General features: G+C 65.9%; 16 protein-coding genes. 5 read left to right on the forward strand and 11 right to left on the reverse strand.

Translation table 11 applies throughout. The annotated features are described in order from the left end of the window. Nucleotides 1-43 precede the first annotated feature (43 nt). Nucleotides 44-1,591: a signal recognition particle protein gene (ffh, locus tag FJV43_RS17645; protein WP_239628889.1), complete on the reverse strand. Its 1,548-nt coding sequence runs from the start codon at nucleotides 1,589-1,591 to the stop codon at nucleotides 44-46. Nucleotides 1,592-2,109: 518 nt separating this feature from the next. Here ffh and FJV43_RS17650 point away from each other — a divergent pair. Then, nucleotides 2,110-3,090: an MBL fold metallo-hydrolase gene (locus FJV43_RS17650; RefSeq protein ID WP_239628891.1), complete on the forward strand. Its 981-nt coding sequence runs from the start codon at nucleotides 2,110-2,112 to the stop codon at nucleotides 3,088-3,090. Between the two features lie 164 nt (nucleotides 3,091-3,254). Here FJV43_RS17650 and FJV43_RS17655 read toward each other — a convergent pair whose 3' ends face one another. Next, complete coding sequence (locus tag FJV43_RS17655; RefSeq protein ID WP_239629456.1) at nucleotides 3,255-3,959, reverse strand: SIMPL domain-containing protein; 705 nt, start codon at nucleotides 3,957-3,959, stop codon at nucleotides 3,255-3,257. A 5-nt stretch (nucleotides 3,960-3,964) separates the two neighbouring features. Then, nucleotides 3,965-4,687, reverse strand: coding sequence for a GyrI-like domain-containing protein (locus tag FJV43_RS17660; protein WP_239628893.1), 723 nt, complete (start codon nucleotides 4,685-4,687; stop codon nucleotides 3,965-3,967). A 235-nt stretch (nucleotides 4,688-4,922) separates the two neighbouring features. Between FJV43_RS17660 and dapF the strand changes: the two genes are divergently transcribed. Both dapF and mtaB read left to right on the forward strand, forming a co-directional pair. Next, nucleotides 4,923-5,798 carry a diaminopimelate epimerase gene (gene dapF / locus FJV43_RS17665; protein ID WP_239628895.1) on the forward strand — a complete coding sequence of 292 codons (876 nt, stop codon included), beginning with the start codon at nucleotides 4,923-4,925 and terminating at the stop codon, nucleotides 5,796-5,798. Then, entirely contained in the window at nucleotides 5,798-7,051 is a 1,254-nt protein-coding gene (gene mtaB, locus FJV43_RS17670) for a tRNA (N(6)-L-threonylcarbamoyladenosine(37)-C(2))-methylthiotransferase MtaB (RefSeq protein ID WP_239629458.1), read from the forward strand. The genes dapF and mtaB overlap by 1 nt, the downstream gene beginning before the upstream one ends. A 61-nt stretch (nucleotides 7,052-7,112) precedes the next feature. Here the strand turns inward: mtaB and FJV43_RS17675 are convergent, their stop codons facing one another. From FJV43_RS17675 to FJV43_RS17685, 3 genes are all read right to left on the reverse strand, one after another. After that, nucleotides 7,113-8,267, reverse strand: coding sequence for an integrase core domain-containing protein (locus FJV43_RS17675; RefSeq protein WP_239628897.1), 1,155 nt, complete (start codon nucleotides 8,265-8,267; stop codon nucleotides 7,113-7,115). A gap of 296 nt (nucleotides 8,268-8,563) precedes the next feature. Further along, nucleotides 8,564-9,673, reverse strand: a complete 1,110-nt coding sequence (locus FJV43_RS17680; RefSeq protein WP_239628899.1) for a DUF2336 domain-containing protein — start codon at nucleotides 9,671-9,673, stop codon at nucleotides 8,564-8,566. Nucleotides 9,674-9,887: 214 nt separating this feature from the next. After that, nucleotides 9,888-10,589, reverse strand: coding sequence for an RNA pseudouridine synthase (locus tag FJV43_RS17685; RefSeq protein ID WP_239629459.1), 702 nt, complete (start codon nucleotides 10,587-10,589; stop codon nucleotides 9,888-9,890). A gap of 212 nt (nucleotides 10,590-10,801) precedes the next feature. Here FJV43_RS17685 and ftsY point away from each other — a divergent pair, with 212 nt between their 5' ends. Together ftsY and FJV43_RS17695 are read left to right on the forward strand one after the other, a co-directional pair. After that, the gene (gene ftsY / locus FJV43_RS17690) at nucleotides 10,802-11,746 is read left to right on the forward strand and encodes a signal recognition particle-docking protein FtsY (RefSeq protein ID WP_239628901.1); all 945 of its coding nucleotides are present in this window, start codon (nucleotides 10,802-10,804) and stop codon (nucleotides 11,744-11,746) included. 126 nt (nucleotides 11,747-11,872) lie between these two features. Beyond that, on the forward strand, nucleotides 11,873-12,475 hold the full coding sequence (locus FJV43_RS17695; protein WP_239628903.1) for a septation protein A: 603 nt from the start codon (nucleotides 11,873-11,875) through the stop codon (nucleotides 12,473-12,475). A 93-nt stretch (nucleotides 12,476-12,568) separates the two neighbouring features. On the opposite strand, the gene FJV43_RS17700 is transcribed toward FJV43_RS17695, so the two are convergent. From FJV43_RS17700 to ccmA, 5 genes are all read right to left on the reverse strand, one after another. Beyond that, nucleotides 12,569-13,153: a DsbE family thiol:disulfide interchange protein gene (locus FJV43_RS17700; protein ID WP_239628905.1), complete on the reverse strand. Its 585-nt coding sequence runs from the start codon at nucleotides 13,151-13,153 to the stop codon at nucleotides 12,569-12,571. After that, entirely contained in the window at nucleotides 13,150-13,335 is a 186-nt protein-coding gene (gene ccmD, locus FJV43_RS17705; RefSeq protein ID WP_028177747.1) for a heme exporter protein CcmD, read from the reverse strand. Before ccmD ends, FJV43_RS17700 begins: the two co-directional genes overlap by 4 nt. Beyond that, nucleotides 13,332-14,117, reverse strand: coding sequence for a heme ABC transporter permease (locus tag FJV43_RS17710; protein ID WP_061880181.1), 786 nt, complete (start codon nucleotides 14,115-14,117; stop codon nucleotides 13,332-13,334). Before FJV43_RS17710 ends, ccmD begins: the two co-directional genes overlap by 4 nt. Nucleotides 14,118-14,208: 91 nt before the next feature. Further along, the gene (gene ccmB, locus FJV43_RS17715) at nucleotides 14,209-14,877 is read right to left on the reverse strand and encodes a heme exporter protein CcmB (protein ID WP_061880182.1); all 669 of its coding nucleotides are present in this window, start codon (nucleotides 14,875-14,877) and stop codon (nucleotides 14,209-14,211) included. Nucleotides 14,878-15,133: 256 nt separating this feature from the next. Then, nucleotides 15,134-15,736 (reverse strand): heme ABC exporter ATP-binding protein CcmA, encoded by a 603-nt coding sequence (ccmA, locus tag FJV43_RS17720; RefSeq protein WP_239628907.1) that lies wholly within the window; start codon nucleotides 15,734-15,736, stop codon nucleotides 15,134-15,136. Nucleotides 15,737-15,927: the final 191 nt, after the last annotated feature.

The raw sequence follows: 15,927 nt of genomic DNA on the forward strand, positions 1-15,927 counted from the left end.
TTCGCGTTGCGCGGGACCGGTGCGGTCCCCCGCGACGAATTCCTCATTTTTTCTTGCCGGGAAAGCCGCCGAGCCCTGGAAGGGTCGGCTTGCCGCTGAGGCCCGTAAGTCCCGGCACATTCGGCAGGCCTGAGCGAAGACCGGGCGGCAGATCCTTCGGCAGATTGGGCAGGCCTTGTCCGCCGCCGCTCTGCATCTTCTCCTGAAGAGCCTTCATCTCTTCAGGCGAGGGCATCTTCATGCCGCCGCCGAAGCCCATGGCCTGCGCGATGCCGGCGAGCGGGCCGCGCTTGCCCGAGCCCATGGCCTTCATCACGTCGGCCATGTTCCGGTGCATCTTGAGCAGCTTGTTCACTTGCTCGACGCTCTGGCCGCTGCCGGCGGCGATGCGCTTCTTGCGGCTGGCTTTCAACACGTCCGGATGCCGGCGCTCGTCGCGCGTCATGGAATCGATGATTGCCACCTGGCGCTTCAGGATCTTGTCGTCGATGCCCGCCGCCGCGATCTGGTTCTTCATCTTGGAGATGCCGGGCATCATGCCCATCAGGCCGCTGATGCCGCCCATGTTCGCCATCTGCAGCAGCTGCTCGCGCATGTCGTTGAGGTCGAACTGACCCTTGCGCATGCGCTCGGCGGTGCGTGCGGCCTTTTCGGCGTCGATGTTGGCGGCGGCGCGCTCGACCAGCGACACCACGTCGCCCATGCCGAGGATGCGGCCGGCGATACGATCGGGATGGAAATCCTCCAGCGCGTCGGTCTTTTCGCCGGTGCCGAGCAGCTTGATCGGCTTGCCGGTGACAGCGCGCATCGACAGCGCGGCGCCGCCGCGGCCGTCGCCGTCGACGCGGGTCAATACGATGCCGGTGAGGCCGACGCGCTGGTCGAACGAGCGGGCGAGGTTCACGGCGTCCTGGCCGGTGAGACTGTCGGCGACAAGCAGCACTTCATGCGGGTTCGCCGCGGCCTTGATCGCCGCCGCTTCCGCCATCATGTCTTCGTCGAGCGTGGTGCGGCCGGCGGTGTCGAGCAGCACGACGTCGTAGCCGCCGAGCTTGCCGGCTTCCAGCGCACGCTTCGCGATCTGCGGCGGCTGCTGCCCCGCCACGATCGGCAGGGTCGGAATGTCGAGGTCGCGGCCGAGCACGGCGAGCTGCTCCATCGCCGCCGGGCGGTAGACGTCGAGCGAGGCCATCAGCACCTTGCGCTTGTCGCGCTGGACCATGCGGCGGGCGAGCTTTGCGGTGGTGGTCGTCTTACCCGAGCCTTGCAGGCCGACCATCATGATCGGCACCGGCGGCACGGAATTGACGTCGATGGTCTGGCCTTCGCTGCCCAGCGTATTGACCAGCTCGTCATGGACGATCTTGACCACCATTTGGCCGGGGGTCACCGACTTGACGACGGTGGCGCCGATCGCCTGCTCGCGGACGCGCTCGGTGAAGCTGCGGACCACCTCGAGCGCGACGTCGGCCTCCAGCAGCGCGCGGCGCACCTCGCGCATCGCGGCGTCGACGTCCTTTTCGGTCAGCGCACCGCGCCCCGTCAGACGATCGAGAATTCCGCCAAGCCGTTCCGACAGATTGTCGAACAATGCCGTTGTCCCTTGTCCTGCTCGCGCAGGGGTTGCCGCGTTCACCACTGTCATGCCCGGCTTGACCGGGCATCCAGTACGCCTTTGCTGTTCGGTTCTATCCGAGCCGCCTCTGGAATACTGGATCCCCCGCCTTCGCGGAGGATGACCGCTTTCCTGGGCAAGCGATCTTCCAAACACCTTTGCGCCCGAGGGCGCACAGCGCTGTCGGGCGTTGACCTCTGGTCCTAAGGCCAGTCGGCGGGTCGAAAAGAAAGCCTTTCCGAGAAAGTGGCGGGGTTAAACGCCGCTCCCGCCCAAAAGTCAAGGAAAGTTAGGGTGCCGGGGCGCCCTTGATAAGGCAAGGTACTGAAAATGTGACCTTTTTGGCCATGGGTTCCTTTTCTGCCAGCCCGGCCCATATAGCCGGTGATGTCTTACCGCCCGACTATCCCTACGAGCCTGCCGGTCACCCGACTTCTGGGGGCCGCTCGCCGGCGCCGGTGCTCCGGTCGGCGTCCTCGCGCTGGATCTTCCGCATGAAAACCTATGACGGCCCCGCCTCCGACCATTTCAACGGCCTGCACTTCTTCGATCCGGACGGGGCACCGCCGAAATCGCTTCGCGAGGTGCTGCGCTGGCAATTTGGCGGCAAACGGCAGCGCGCGAAATGGCCCGTTTGGGCGCCGAGCCCGCATGCCGACATCCCGCCGGAGCGCGTCGAGGGCGACAAGGTGCGGCTCTCCTTCGTCGGCCACGCCAGCTGGCTGATCCAGGCCGGCAGCCTCAACATCCTGGTCGATCCGGTCTGGTCGATGCGGGTCTCGCCGGTCGCCTGGGCCGGGCCGAAGCGGCACAACGATCCCGGCATCGCCTTCGAGAAGCTGCCGCAGATCGATGTCGTGCTGGTCTCGCACGGGCATTACGATCATCTGGATATCGCGACGCTGTCGCGGCTCACCAAGAATTTCGCCCCGCGCGTCGTCACCCCGCTCGGCAATGACGTCACGATGCGCGGCGCCGATCCCACCATCAAGGTCGAGGCCTTCGACTGGCACGATCGCGTCGAACTCGGCGGCGGCATCGCCGTGCATCTGGTGCCGACCCGGCACTGGACCGCGCGCGGCATGTTCGATCGCAACAAGGCGCTGTGGGCGAGCTTCGTGCTGGAGACGCCGGCCGGCCGGATCTACATCGTCTGCGATTCCGGTTATGGTGACGGCCGGCACTTCCGCCGCGTCGCCGAGAGGCACGGGCTACTACGCCTCGCGATCCTCCCGATCGGCGCCTACGAGCCGCGCTGGTTCATGCGCGACCAGCACATGAACCCGGAAGATGCCGTCAAGGCGCTGCTCGACTGCGGCGCCGAGCAAGCGCTCGGGCACCATCACGGCACGTTCCAACTGACGGATGAAGCGATCGACGCGCCGGCGAAGGCCTTGGTGGAAGCGCTCGATGCCGCGCAGATTCCGCAGGACAGATTCGTGGCGATGAAGCCTGGGCAAGTGGTGGAGATTTAGCTCTCCACACGCACAGCTCGTGCCCCGGACGCAGCGCAGCACGTCAGTGATGCGCTGCTGAGCCGGGGCCCATGTCGCTGCATTGTATCGTGGTATCGTGTTGCTGCTGGGTCCCGGCTCTGCGCAGCGTCACTGCGTGCCGCAGCGCGTCCGGGACACGAGACCTACTGTCCCGGCTTGATCGCCCAGCTCACATTCACCGTCACCGACAGCGTCTCCTCGCCCGGCGCCACCGCGGCCTGTGGTGCAGCGGCCATTGGCGCTGCCATGCGGCCCTTGAACAGCGGCACCGGGCCGCCGCCCTCGGTGACGCTGAGCGGCGCGCCCAGCGTCACGCCGGCGGCCTTGGCATAGACCTCCGCCTTGCGCCGCGCATCGGCGATCGCCTGCTCGCGTGCATCGTCGAGCAGCTTTGACGCCTGCGTCACCTCGAAGGAGATATTGCCGATATCGTTGGCGCCGGCGCTGACCAGCGTGTCGATGATGCCGGCCACCTTGGTCACGTCGCGGATATTCACGGTGACGCGGTTGCTCGCGCGGAATCCGACCACGGGCGAGGCGCCGGTGGATTTGTTCTGACCGTATTGCGGCTGCAGCGACAAGCGCGATGTCTGGAAGTCCTTCTCGGCGATCCCTGCGCCCTTCAGCGCCAGCAGCACCTTGCCCATCGCGGCATTGTTGGCGTCGGAAGCTTCCTTCGCCGTCTTGGCATCGTTGGCGACGCCGGCATCGATCTGCGCGAGATCCGGGGCTGCGGAAATCGTGGCTTCGCCGCTCACCGAAATGGCGGACGGAAAATCGTCGGCGCGTGCGGGCGCCGTCAGCAGTGCGGTGGCGAATACGGCGGCGAGCAGGGCAGGCTTTTTCATCATTCTCACTTCAGCGGCACGAAAACATTGATCACGAGCTTGTCCTCGGCCGTCTTCAGGGGATCGGTGAGGTACTCCTCGATGAAGGTGTCCTTGGCTTCCAGCTTCTTGTCGTCGAGATGGTTGGTGATCGCCTCATAGGTGTTGTCCATGTTGTCGTAGGACCCGCGATGGACGAATTTCAACGCCTTGCCCTCCGGCGATTTGCCGATGCTCATGTCCTTGGACAAGTTCTTCGGATCCTGGTCGACCGGGATCTCGGCAAGGAAGGTGAAGCCGGTGTCGTCGGTCGAGGTGTAGACGATCATCGCATTGCCGGCTTGCTTGATGCCCTGCTTGTCCAGCAGCGCATTGAGGGCCTTGAAGGCGTCGATCAGCGTGTCGAAGGCCGAATCCCAATTGGCAGTGCCCTTGACCATCACGACCTTCCTCGCCTCGAGCGTGGTCTCGAGGCCGAAGGGATCGGCGGTCTGCACCGGAGCGGGGCTTGCGGCCGCCGCGGGCGGGGACGCCGCCGGGCCGGGTGAAGCGCTGGCGGCGGGCGAAGGCGTCGCTGCCGGGGCTGGCGACGCGCTTGCCGCGGGGGCGGGTGCCGCCGATGGCGCAGGCGAGGGGCTTGCCGACGCGGCCGGTGCCGGGCTGGGTGTCTGTGCCGGAGCCCCGGACAGGCCAATCGACATGGCCGCCGGGATCAGCGCGGCCAGAGCGAGACGACGAAAACTGGTCATTCTATTCTCCCCAAGGCCTGGATTCACCAAGGCCCAAATTCATCAAGGCCTTACCCACCAAGGCCTCAACCTGGCCGCGCGTCCCGGTTCGCGCGAACCGCGCCGTTCTAACACGCGAGCGCCGAATTCGTCCCATGACAGATGCGTCATGGCCGACGTCCTGGCTCGCGGCCGCAAATCACTGGCCAAGCTGGCAAGGATCGCCATATAAGGCGGGCGAAATTCGGGAATTTTCATGAGCGCGCTGGCCAACCACGCATTTGCCAAGATGAACGGCATCGGCAACGAGATCGTTGTTGTCGACATGCGCGGTTCCGCAGGCCGGGTGACGCCGGACGATGCGCGGGCGGTAGCGGCTGCGCAAGGCGGCATCGCCTATGACCAGCTCATGGTGCTGCAGAAGCCGCGGCTGGACGGCACCGAAGCCTTCATCCGCATCTACAACAATGACGGCTCGGAGGCCGGCGCCTGCGGCAACGGCATGCGTTGCGTGGTGCGCCGCATCTTCGAGAAGACCGGGCAGACCGCCGCGACCTTCGAAACGGCCGCCGGCCTGCTCAATGCCTGGCAGGGCCCAGCGGCCGATCTCTACACCGTGGACATGGGTGTGCCGAAGTTCGGCTGGCAGGACATTCCGCTGGCGGAAGAGTTTCGCGACACCCGCTACATCGAATTGCAGATCGGGCCGATCGACGATCCGATCCTGCATTCACCCTCCGTGGTGAGCATGGGCAATCCGCATGCGGTGTTCTGGGTCGAGGACGTCAACGCCTATGACCTCGAACGTTTCGGTCCGCTGCTGGAAAACCATCCGATCTTCCCCGAGCGCGCCAACATCACGCTCGCCCATATCGTCGATCCCGAGCACATCACGATCCGCACCTGGGAACGCGGTGCCGGCCTGACCAGGGCTTGCGGGTCGGCGGCTTGCGCCACGGCCGTCGCCGCGGCGCGGCTGAAGCGCGCCGAGCGCAAGGTCGAGATCACGCTGCCCGGCGGCAAGCTCGGCATCGAATGGCGCGAACGCGACGACCACGTGCTGATGACCGGCACGGCGACCTTCGAATATGAGGGCACCTTCGATCCGGCGCTGTTCGCGCCCGTCACGTGATGGGCGTCGAGGTCGTCACCTTCGGCTGCCGCCTCAATGCCTTCGAGGCCGAGGTGATCCGCAGCAAGGCGGAGGGCGCAGGCCTTTCCGACACCATCGTCATCAACAGCTGCGCCGTCACCAACGAGGCGGTGGCGCAGGCGCGCCAGTCGATCCGCAAATTGAAGCGCGAGCGGCCCGGTGCGCGCATCGTCGTCACCGGCTGTGCCGCGCAGACGCAAGCTGCGATGTTCGCCGACATGGCCGAGGTCGATCGTGTCGTCGGCAATGACGACAAGCTGCACGGCGAAGCGTGGCGCGAGACGCACGCGGCGTTCGGCGTCGGCGCCAGCGAGAAGATCGCCGTCAGCGACATCATGGCTATCAGGGAGATGGCGCCGCACCTCGTCGACGGCTATGCGAGCGGCCTGCCGCGTGTGTTCGTGCAGGTGCAGAACGGCTGCGACCATCGCTGCACCTTCTGCATCATCCCGTTCGGCCGCGGCAATTCGCGCTCGGTGCCGATGGGTGCCGTGGTGGAGCAGGTGCGGACGCTGGTCGAGCGTGGTCATGCCGAGATCGTGCTGACCGGCGTCGATCTCACCAGCTATGGCGCCGATCTGCCGGGCGCGCCGAAACTCGGCCTGCTGACCAGGCAGATCTTGCGGCATGTGCCGGAGCTGAAGCGCCTGCGCATCTCCTCGATCGATTCGATCGAGGCCGACAGCGATCTGCTCGATGCCATCGCCGGCGACGCGCGACTGATGCCGCACCTGCACCTGTCGCTGCAATCGGGCGACGACATGATCCTGAAGCGCATGAAGCGGCGGCATTCGCGGCAGGATGCGATCGCGTTCTGCGACCAGGTCCGCCGTCTGCGCCCGGACATCGCCTTCGGCGCCGACATCATCGCGGGCTTTCCGACCGAGACGGAGGAGATGTTCTCGCGCTCGCTCGACCTCGTCGAGGAATGCGGCCTCACCTTCCTCCACGTCTTTCCCTATTCGCCGCGGCCCGGCACGCCGGCCGCGCGAATGCCGCAGGTTGCGGGGCCGGAAATCAAGGAACGCGCGAGACAACTACGCGCGGCGGGGGAGGTGGCGTTGCGGCGGCGGCTGCAAACCGAGATCGGCGCCACGCGCGATGTGCTGATCGAGAGCGCGGGGCAGGGCCGAACGGAGCATTATCTTCCGGTGGCTGTTGCGGGCGAGTGTGTTGGAAGCGTGGTGTCGCGCAAGATTACCGGCAGCGATGGCGAGCGGCTGACTGCGTAGCTCTGCTTGTCCAGCGGATGGATGGGTAACAAACCAGACCGGATGGATAGGTAACAGTCGTTCATGGTTCGGTCCGCTGCGGCGCTGCGCTAGCGCAGCGCCGCAGCGTTGATGTTTTCTGGTCGACGATGCCGATCGGCATGTTGAAGAAGCGCACTTGCCATTGCCCCTCGGCGGTTTCCTCCACGGCAACTGTTTCACCAGCGAGAGCGCTGCAAAGATGGATGAGCTCGCCACGCCATTTGATCTCGCCGTTGGAGCGAACCTGGCGCACCGCCGCTCCGACCGGATAATTCGGCTCCGGAAGCCGACTGGGCATCGCACGAGGGGAAGCCTTGTAGACGCTGGCAGGTGGACGCTGCCCAAGTGCCTCATGCGGCCGTTCTTCGTTGTAGTCGCGCATAAATGCTGCGAACCGACGGGCTTGCGCGGCCTTGGTCGGCGGCGGTGGCCGCATGGCCTCCAGAAGCGTGAGGTGGAAACGCTCGTGTCGGCCATTCTGCTGCGGATGGCCGGGATCAATCCGTTCATGGCAGATGCCAAGCTTGATCCACCATACCGACAGCGCGGTCAGACCAGTGATCCCAGTCGAGGCGAACGGCGAGCCGTTGTCGGAGCGGATGATCTGCGGCAAGCCGTACTCGCGAAACGCCCGTTCCAGCAGGGGGTGGCACTCGGCATATTGCGTGCTGCCCGTCGCCGCCAAGCTAATCAAATAGCGGCTGAAGCCATCGGTCATCGTGAAGGGCTCAACGCGAGATCGGTCGCCCAGCCGGATCCAGCCCTTGTGATCGAGGGCCCAGACATGGTTGGCATGCTGAGGCACTGTCAGTTGTCCCATACGCGGCGGCGCTCGTCGCCGGACCCGACGGCTGTTCACCAGTCCAGCCCGCTTGAGAATCTCGCCTGCCGTCGAGGCTGACGGCCAATCGACATCCCCTTGACGGACCTCTAGCTTGCTGACGATCTTGCGCGGTCCCCAGCTCGGCCGCTCGAGCCGCAGCCCGACAATCGCATCCACAATGTGCTGCGGCGTCGCTCGCCCATGCACTCGCGCGGCATGGGAGCGATCCTCAAGCCCGCTAGGCCCCTCCAACCGGTAGCGGTCCAGCCACTTGTAACCGGTCTTGCGGCTGATCTCGTAGCGCTCGCAGAGCTCTGTCATCGTCCACAAGCCGCTTCGCTGATCCGCTATGAAATCAATCCTCAGGTCCACTGTACAGCTCTCCCGCCAAGGCATCGGCTGATCCTCCCAGCCGACAGAGAACTGTCACCCATCCATCCGGTCTACTGTGTTACCTATCTATCCGGTCTGGACATGCTTCTTCCTTCTCCCCTTGTGGGAGAAGGTGGCGCGTAGCGCCGGATGAGGGGTTGTTTCAGCATACGCCATTGCGAGCGGCTCGCTCGCTGAGAGATACCCCTCACCCGTCTCGCCGCTACGCGGCGAGCCACCCTCTCCCACAAGGCGAGAGGGAAGAAACGTGCAACGCCGCATCCACCAAACAGAATTTACGACGCCCTGACCTGCCAGAACCGCAGCGTCCGCTTTGCATTCTCCGGCGTCATGCGCGCGTAGTGCGCTTGCGCCCTGGCGAGATCGGCCGGCTTCATCGCGCCCGTCGCGAATCGGCTTTCGAGCACGGCGCCTGTCGTCTCCCAGCTAAGCTGCGCGGCCTTGCATGGCACCAGCAGGCCGTCCTCGCGCACGCTCTGCATCAGTGGGCGAATCACTTCGACCGTCGATCCGGATAGTGCCGCAAGGGTCGCCACCGTCTCCTCATAGCGCCGTTGTCTGGCGAAGCCGAGCAACGCCGCCTCGTCAAGCTGGCCGGTCGCCTTGAGACCCGCGATGGCGCGCTTGGCGCCTTCGAAATCGCGGACACCGGACATCTCGCGCTCGACGCCGATGGTGACGGCGGCGATCGCGCTCCGGATCTCCTCGAACAGATGCGACGGCGCGCGCGACAACAGGCGGGCGCGCACGGCATCCGTCGCCGAGCGCAGCAATTGGCGGCGCAGATCCGATGGCAAATCGACCCGAACGCCGACGCTGACGGCGAGCTCCGGATCGCTCTCGGCCTGTCCGACGATGATGGCAAATCCGCCTCCGGAGACGCGCGCGCCGGGATTGGCGGCGAGCCGCCGGCTCACGCTGGGATAGCGGCGCGCCAGCAGCGCGTCGGTGACGATCTCCTTCAGCCACCAGCGTCCGGCGATCGCGAGCAGATGCGGCTCGCCCTTGCTGGAGGCGATCTTCACCAGTTCGCCGTCGTCGAGGCGCGCGGATTCCTGCAGCACGGGACCGGCGATGCGGATCTCGTCATTGTTGGCGAGGCGGCGGATCACGGACGGCGGTGCCTGCGCGACCGGCGCGAGCTGGGCGCTGATCTCGGCGAGCGCGATGCGTGCGCCCATGTCGGCGATGGCGCGCAGCTCGATGGTGCCGATCAGGCGCTCGAGCACGTCGTCGAACAGTGCGATCTGCTCGTCGTCAAAGCTGCCGGCGGAAGTCAGGAACAGGCCGGTGACGCGGCGGGCCGTCTCCAGCCCCTTTTCCGGCGAGCCTGCCCGAATCGCTGATTCGACCTCGTCGATGATCGATTGCTGGGCCTTGGACATCACGCGCTGCTCGTCCCGAGCGGTTAATGGAAGCTTTTTCTAAGCAACCGCTATCATTAGAGAGGAGCGCTGAAGGTTTCGTAAACCATGGGGTGACCCTCATCCCGAGAAGCCCGCGACGCGGGCGTCTCGAAGGATGCAGGCCGAGGTGCAGCGGGGCCTTTCATGGTTCGAGACGGCCGCTACGCGGCCTCCTCACCATGAGGATAGGCACCTATTCCCCATTCCACCCGCAAGCCCTGAGCTTCTCGTGCATGTGCGGTGGGGCCGGCGCCACGACGCGGACCGGCTCCTTGTTCCGGGAGATCGGCACCACGATCTCGCGGGAATGCAGGTGCAGCTTTGGCTCGCCGAAGCGCGGGCCGTTGCCGTAAATGTTATCGCCGAAGATCGGCCAGCCGGTCGCGGCCGAATGCACCCGCAATTGATGGGTCCGGCCGGTGACGGGTTCCATGGCGAGCCAGGTCAGGCCCTCGCCCCGGCCCATCACCTTCCAGTTGGTGATGGCCTTCTGCCCCTCCGGGTCGGGCTTCTGCCACCAGCCGCGCTCGGCGTTGAGCCGGCCGAGCGGCATGTCGATGGTGCCTTCGTCTTCAGCGGGGCCGCCCTCGACCACGGTCCAGTAGGTTTTGCCGATCTTGCCATGCTTGAAGAGCAGGCCGAGCGATGCGGTGGCCTTGCGATGGCGGCCGAGCACGAGGCAGCCGGAAGTGTCCTTGTCGAGCCGGTGAGCCAGCACCGGCGGCCGCGGCAGGCCGAAGCGCAGCGCGTCGAAGGAATCCTCCAGATTGGCGCCGCCCTTGGGACCGCGATGCACGGGAAGGCCGGCCGGCTTGTTGATGACCAGCATCAAGCCGTCGCGATGGAGCACGCGCGACAAAATCTCCTCGGCGGTCAATTCGGGAACATCGAGCAATTGCAAGACTTTCGTTTAATCGTCGGAACGGCTAACACACACCAGTGCGGCGGATTTGGCATTCGCCCGGTGTTCGCCGCAAGCGCGAAGCGAATGCCAAATCCAAGAGCCGCACTGGCAAAGAAATTTTCGCTCGGGCCGCTCCTCGATTTGAAGTTCCTAACCGAACTTGCGGCAAGAGAGTAGGAACTTCAAATCGGCGGCACGAGCACATGAACGATACCTCCGAGACCCCCAAGCTGAGCTGGTGGCGCCGCCTGTCCAACGGGCTGAAGCGCACGTCGTCCTCGCTGGGGACCGCGGTCGCCGACCTCGTCACCAAGCGCAAGCTCGACCGCGCCATGCTCGACGACATCGAGGACGTGCTCTTGCGTGCCGATCTGGGCACCTCGGTCGCGGTCCGGATCGCGGACGCGGTCGGCACGGGGCGGTATGACAAGGCGATCTCGGCCGACGAGGTCAAGGACGTCGTCGCGACCGAGGTCGAGAAGGTGCTGGCGCCGGTTGCAAAACCGCTCGAGATCGACGGGGGCAAGAAGCCGTTCGTCATTCTCGTCGTTGGCGTCAACGGCTCCGGCAAGACCACCACGATCGGAAAGCTTTCGCAGAAATTCGCGTCCGAGGGCCGCAAGGTGATGCTGGCCGCCGGCGACACGTTTCGCGCAGCGGCGATCGAGCAGCTCAAGGTCTGGGGCGAGCGGACGAAGACGCCCGTCATCGCCGGTGCGCAGGGCTCCGATTCGGCAAGCCTCGCCTTCAACGCGCTGACGGCGGCGAAGGAGCAGAGCATCGACGTGCTCCTGATCGACACCGCCGGCCGCCTGCAGAACAAGGCCGAGCTGATGAACGAGCTCGAAAAGGTCGTGCGCGTTATCCGCAAGGTGGATGCCAGCGCGCCGCACGCGGTGCTGCTGGTGCTGGACGCCACCGTCGGCCAGAACGCGCTATCACAGGTCGAGGCTTTCCATCGCACCGCCGGCGTCACCGGCCTCGTGATGACCAAGCTCGACGGCACCGCGCGCGGCGGCATCCTGGTGGCGCTCGCTGAGAAATTCAAACTGCCGGTGCATTTCATCGGCGTCGGCGAAGGCGTCGACGATCTCGCGCCGTTCACCGCGCGTGATTTCGCCCGCGCCATCGCCGGAATCGAGTCGTAGGTTTCCTCGTCATGCCCCGCGAAGGCGGGCATCCGGTACGCCGCAGCTTCTCGGTTCAGCCGAGCTGCCTCTGGAATACTGGATCCCCCGTCTTTCGCGGGGGATGACAGCAAAGAAGGTCAGGTAATGGACAAGACCCAGCCGCATCCGCTGTTCAAGCTCGCGACCGAGCTCGGTCCGCTGCTCGTGTTCTTCTTCGTCAATGCGAAGTTCAATCTGTTCGCCGCGACCGGCGCATTCATGGTCGCGATCGTGGTGGCGATGGCCGCCTCCTATGTGGTGACGCGCCACATCCCGATCATGGCCATCGTGACGGGCGTGATCGTATTGGTGTTCGGCACACTGACCCTGGTGCTGCACGACGAGACCTTCATCAAGGTCAAGCCGACCATCATCTACGGCCTGTTCGCCGCGATCCTCGGCGGCGGCCTGTTGTTCGGCCGCTCCTTCATCGCCGTGATGTTCGACCAGATGTTCAACCTGACGCCGCAGGGCTGGCGCATCCTCACGCTGCGCTGGGCGTTGTTCTTCGCCGGCATGGCCGTGCTGAACGAGATCGTCTGGCGCACCCAGAGCACCGACTTCTGGGTGAACTTCAAGGTATTCGGCGTGACGCCCATCACGATGGTCTTCGCCATCGCGCAGATGCCGCTGACCAAGCGCTACCACCTCGAGCCGGTATCGCTGGAGACCAGCGAGGCGGAGGCGGGGGATGTGAGCAAGGGGTAGTGAGTTGGAGTCATTCCGGGGCACGCGAAGCGTGAACCCGGAATCTCGAGATTCCGGGTTCGATGCCGTTGCATCGCCCCGGAATGACGGTAACTACTTCAACGCCTTCTCCATCTGCGGCATCAGCACAGTCCGCAGATTGTCCGGCGTGACCGGCCCCACCAGCTTGTAGACGATGGTGCCCTCGCGCCCGACGACGAAGGTTTCCGGCACGCCATAGACGCCCCATTCGATCGAGGCGCGGCCGTTCGCGTCCACGCCGACGCGGCCGAACGGGTTGCCGTAGCGGCCGAGGAAGCGGCGCGCATTGTCGGAGGCGTCCTTGTAGTTGATGCCGACCAGTTGGAAGCGCTTGTCCTTGGCGAGCTCGGTCAGGAGCGGCGCCTCGTCATGGCACGGCACGCACCAGGACGCCCAGACGTTGACCAGGCTGACCTTGCCCTTGAACGCGGCGGGATCGAGCCCCGGCACCTGGGTGCCGTTGTCCTGCAATCCCTCCAGCGGCGGCAGCGCCGTCTGCGGCGCCGGCCGACCGATCAGCGCCGAGGGAATCCGCGAGGGATCGCCGCTGCCGAGCCGGAACCAGAACAGCAGCGCAAGTCCGATGAAGGCGATCAGCGGCAGCACCATCAGGAAGGTGCGGCGCTGCGGCGGGGCGGAGGTCGACTGGTCGCTCATCGCAGCTCCGTCGCGCTGCGGCCTGACCGGCGCGTGATGCCGCGCTCCTCCAGTTCGCGCAGGCGCTGCGTCTGGCTGCGATAATCGAGCACGATCCAGCCGATCAGGATCGCGACCACGGCGGCCGCCGCGGCATAGGACGTCACGATGAAAGAGGCGTAGGGACCGAGCGACATGATCAAGCGGCCCCGACTTCGTTTGAAGCGCCTTCACCACGCGAACCGCTTTCGCTCGAGAACGCGATGCGGCTCGCCTGCATCATCTGCAGCGAGCGGACGCGGCGGCGCAGGATCTCGTTGCGCATCGCAGCCAGATGCAGCGTGACGAACAGCAGCGTGAATGCGATCGCCATCACCAGCAGCGGAATCAGGAACGACTTGTCGAGCGCCGAGCCGCCCATGCGCATCACCGAGGCCGGCTGGTGCAGCGTGTTCCACCAGTCGACCGAGAACTTGATGATGGGCAGGTTGATGGCACCGACCAGGGTGAGCACCGCAGCCGCACGCGCCGCGCGCGAGGGATCGTCGACCGCACGCCACAATGCCATCAGGCCGAGATACATCAGGAACAGGATCAGCACCGAGGTCAGCCGCGCATCCCATTCCCAATAGGTGCCCCACATCGGCCGGCCCCACAGCGAGCCCGTGAGCAGCGCGAGGAAGGTGAAGCTGGCGCCGATCGGAGCTGCCGCTTTCGCGGCGACATCGGCGAGCGGATGCCGCCACACCAGCGTGCCCAGCGAGGCAATGCTCATCACGCCCCAGACGAACATCGACAGCCAGGCATTGGGCACGTGGATGAACATGATCTTCACGGTCGCGCCCTGCTGGTAGTCGTCGGGCGCGAGCGCGGATTGGTAGAGGCCGATCGCGAGCAGGATGACGGTCGCGGCCGCGAGCCACGGCAACACCCGCGCCGTCAGGGCGAGGAACCGTGTCGGATTGGCGAGGTCGATCAGCGTCATGGTATCCTGATAATCACCGGGGGCCGCTCAGGCAATCAGCACGAAAGGCCGCAGCGAAAATTGATCGGAGTCAAGGTCGGTCGAGCCCATCTCAATCGAGACCATGGCGCAGGCTCGCCGCCGCCGCGAACGGGCCGACGACGAGGCTGACCAGGGACAGCGCACAGAGGATCGAGAACGGCGCCCCGAACGTCATGGGACCGACGATCACGGCCTGCGAGGCGGCAACGCCGAAGATCAGCACGGGAATCGACAGCGGCAGCACCAGCACGGCCATCAGCAGCCCGCCGCGGTGCAGCGTCACAGCCAATGCCGCGCCGATCATGCCGGTGAAGGTCAGGGCCGGCGTGCCCGCCAGCAGCGTCAGCGCCACTGCGCCCGTTGCGACCATGTCGAGGTTGAGCAACAGGCCGAGCACGGGGGTTGCGACAATCAGCGGCAGGCCGGCGGCCAGCCAATGCGCCAGCGCCTTGGCGGCACAGGCGAGTTCCAGCGGCGTCCGGCTCATCGTGATCAGGTCGAGCGAGCCGTCCTCATGGTCGGCCATGAACAGCCGGTCGAGGGTGAGCAGGCTCGCCAGCAGTGCGCCGAGCCACAGGATCGCCGGCCCCAGCCGCGACAGCAGCGCCAGATCCGGCCCGACCGCGAACGGCATCAGCACCACCACGGTCAGGAAGAACAGCACGCCGATCAAGGCCCCGCCGCCGACGCGCAGCGCGATCCGGATGTCCCGGCGAATCAGGGCGGACAGGGCGGTCATGGGGTGGCTCCGGCGGCAGGGCGGCCGTGAGAGCCCGGCTCTCGCCCTCGGCAAACTGCGCTCCCTCCCCCCTTGCGGGGGAGGGTGGGGGCGAGGGGTAGCCCCGGGCGAGATGTCCGTTTGGGGCGTGCTTCCCAAGGGCTTGAAACGCCAGAGCACGCCGTGTGGCACCCCCCTCCCTGGCCCTCCCCCGCAAGGGGGGAGGGAACGGAGAGGCCGGTCGCCAGCCGCTCGGAAAACTGAGGGTCGGTCGAAATCACGCCACACCCCCGATCCGCAGCTCCCGCGATTCGATCCCCAACGGGGCATGGGTCGCTGCGACGATGAGGCCGCCGCGCGACAGGTGCTCACGCATCAGTCCGCCGAACATGTCCTGGCCGGCCACATCCAGCGCATTGGTCGGCTCGTCCAGCAGCCAGACGGGGCGCCGCACGGTCAGCAGCCGGGCCAGCGACAGGCGGCGGCGCTGGCCGGCGGAGAGGAAGGCGGCGGGCAAATGGGTGGCATGGTCGAGGCCGACGGTGGAGAGGCATTCAGCCGCGTCACTGCGCTCCCCGCCCAAGAAATCAGCCCAAAAGACCAGATTTTCGGCCACGCTGAGGGCCGGCTTCAGGGCATCGCGATGGCCGAGATAGTGGCACTGCTCCGGCACCGTCAGCTCGGCGTCGCCCCCGTCCAGCGCGATCGTCCCGCCGGCGGGAACGAGCAGGCCCGCGATCAGCCGGAGCAGCGAGGTCTTGCCCGATCCGTTGCGACCCGTCACCGCCACGGCTTCGCCCGAGGCGGCCGCGAATTCGAGGCCGGCGAACACCTCGCGTCCGCCCCGCACGCATCTGAGCCCGTGACCTGAAAGCCGCATCTCGCCTCGTTTCAACCCGCTCAAAGCCAGGCCTCAGGAAATCTTGGGGTAGCGCATGGGAATTTTTGGCTCGCGGATTGCTGCGGCACGATTGTGGCTGTGGCGGCGCCGTTAGAAAGCTTCTATAAGCCCGGAACTACTTGATGCAGCAACTCAACCTGCCCCTGCAAGCGGCCCAGCCTGATACGCTG

Source organism: Bradyrhizobium sp. I71 (assembly GCF_022354745.1).
In the GTDB taxonomy this organism is placed as follows: domain Bacteria; phylum Pseudomonadota; class Alphaproteobacteria; order Rhizobiales; family Xanthobacteraceae; genus Bradyrhizobium; species Bradyrhizobium liaoningense.

Coding starts and splice junctions, on each gene's coding strand:
- mtaB (WP_239629458.1), top strand. CDS start 5,798: ATGGGCGTCGAGGTCGTCACCTTCGGCTGCCGCCTCAATGCCTTCGAG.
- FJV43_RS17660 (WP_239628893.1), bottom strand. CDS start 4,687: ATGACCAGTTTTCGTCGTCTCGCTCTGGCCGCGCTGATCCCGGCGGCC.
- FJV43_RS17680 (WP_239628899.1), bottom strand. CDS start 9,673: ATGTCCAAGGCCCAGCAATCGATCATCGACGAGGTCGAATCAGCGATT.
- ccmA (WP_239628907.1), bottom strand. CDS start 15,736: ATGCGGCTTTCAGGTCACGGGCTCAGATGCGTGCGGGGCGGACGCGAG.
- ftsY (WP_239628901.1), top strand. CDS start 10,802: ATGAACGATACCTCCGAGACCCCCAAGCTGAGCTGGTGGCGCCGCCTG.
- FJV43_RS17710 (WP_061880181.1), bottom strand. CDS start 14,117: ATGACGCTGATCGACCTCGCCAATCCGACACGGTTCCTCGCCCTGACG.
- ccmB (WP_061880182.1), bottom strand. CDS start 14,877: ATGACCGCCCTGTCCGCCCTGATTCGCCGGGACATCCGGATCGCGCTG.
- FJV43_RS17650 (WP_239628891.1), top strand. CDS start 2,110: ATGAAAACCTATGACGGCCCCGCCTCCGACCATTTCAACGGCCTGCAC.
- FJV43_RS17695 (WP_239628903.1), top strand. CDS start 11,873: ATGGACAAGACCCAGCCGCATCCGCTGTTCAAGCTCGCGACCGAGCTC.
- FJV43_RS17700 (WP_239628905.1), bottom strand. CDS start 13,153: ATGAGCGACCAGTCGACCTCCGCCCCGCCGCAGCGCCGCACCTTCCTG.
- dapF (WP_239628895.1), top strand. CDS start 4,923: ATGAGCGCGCTGGCCAACCACGCATTTGCCAAGATGAACGGCATCGGC.
- FJV43_RS17655 (WP_239629456.1), bottom strand. CDS start 3,959: ATGAAAAAGCCTGCCCTGCTCGCCGCCGTATTCGCCACCGCACTGCTG.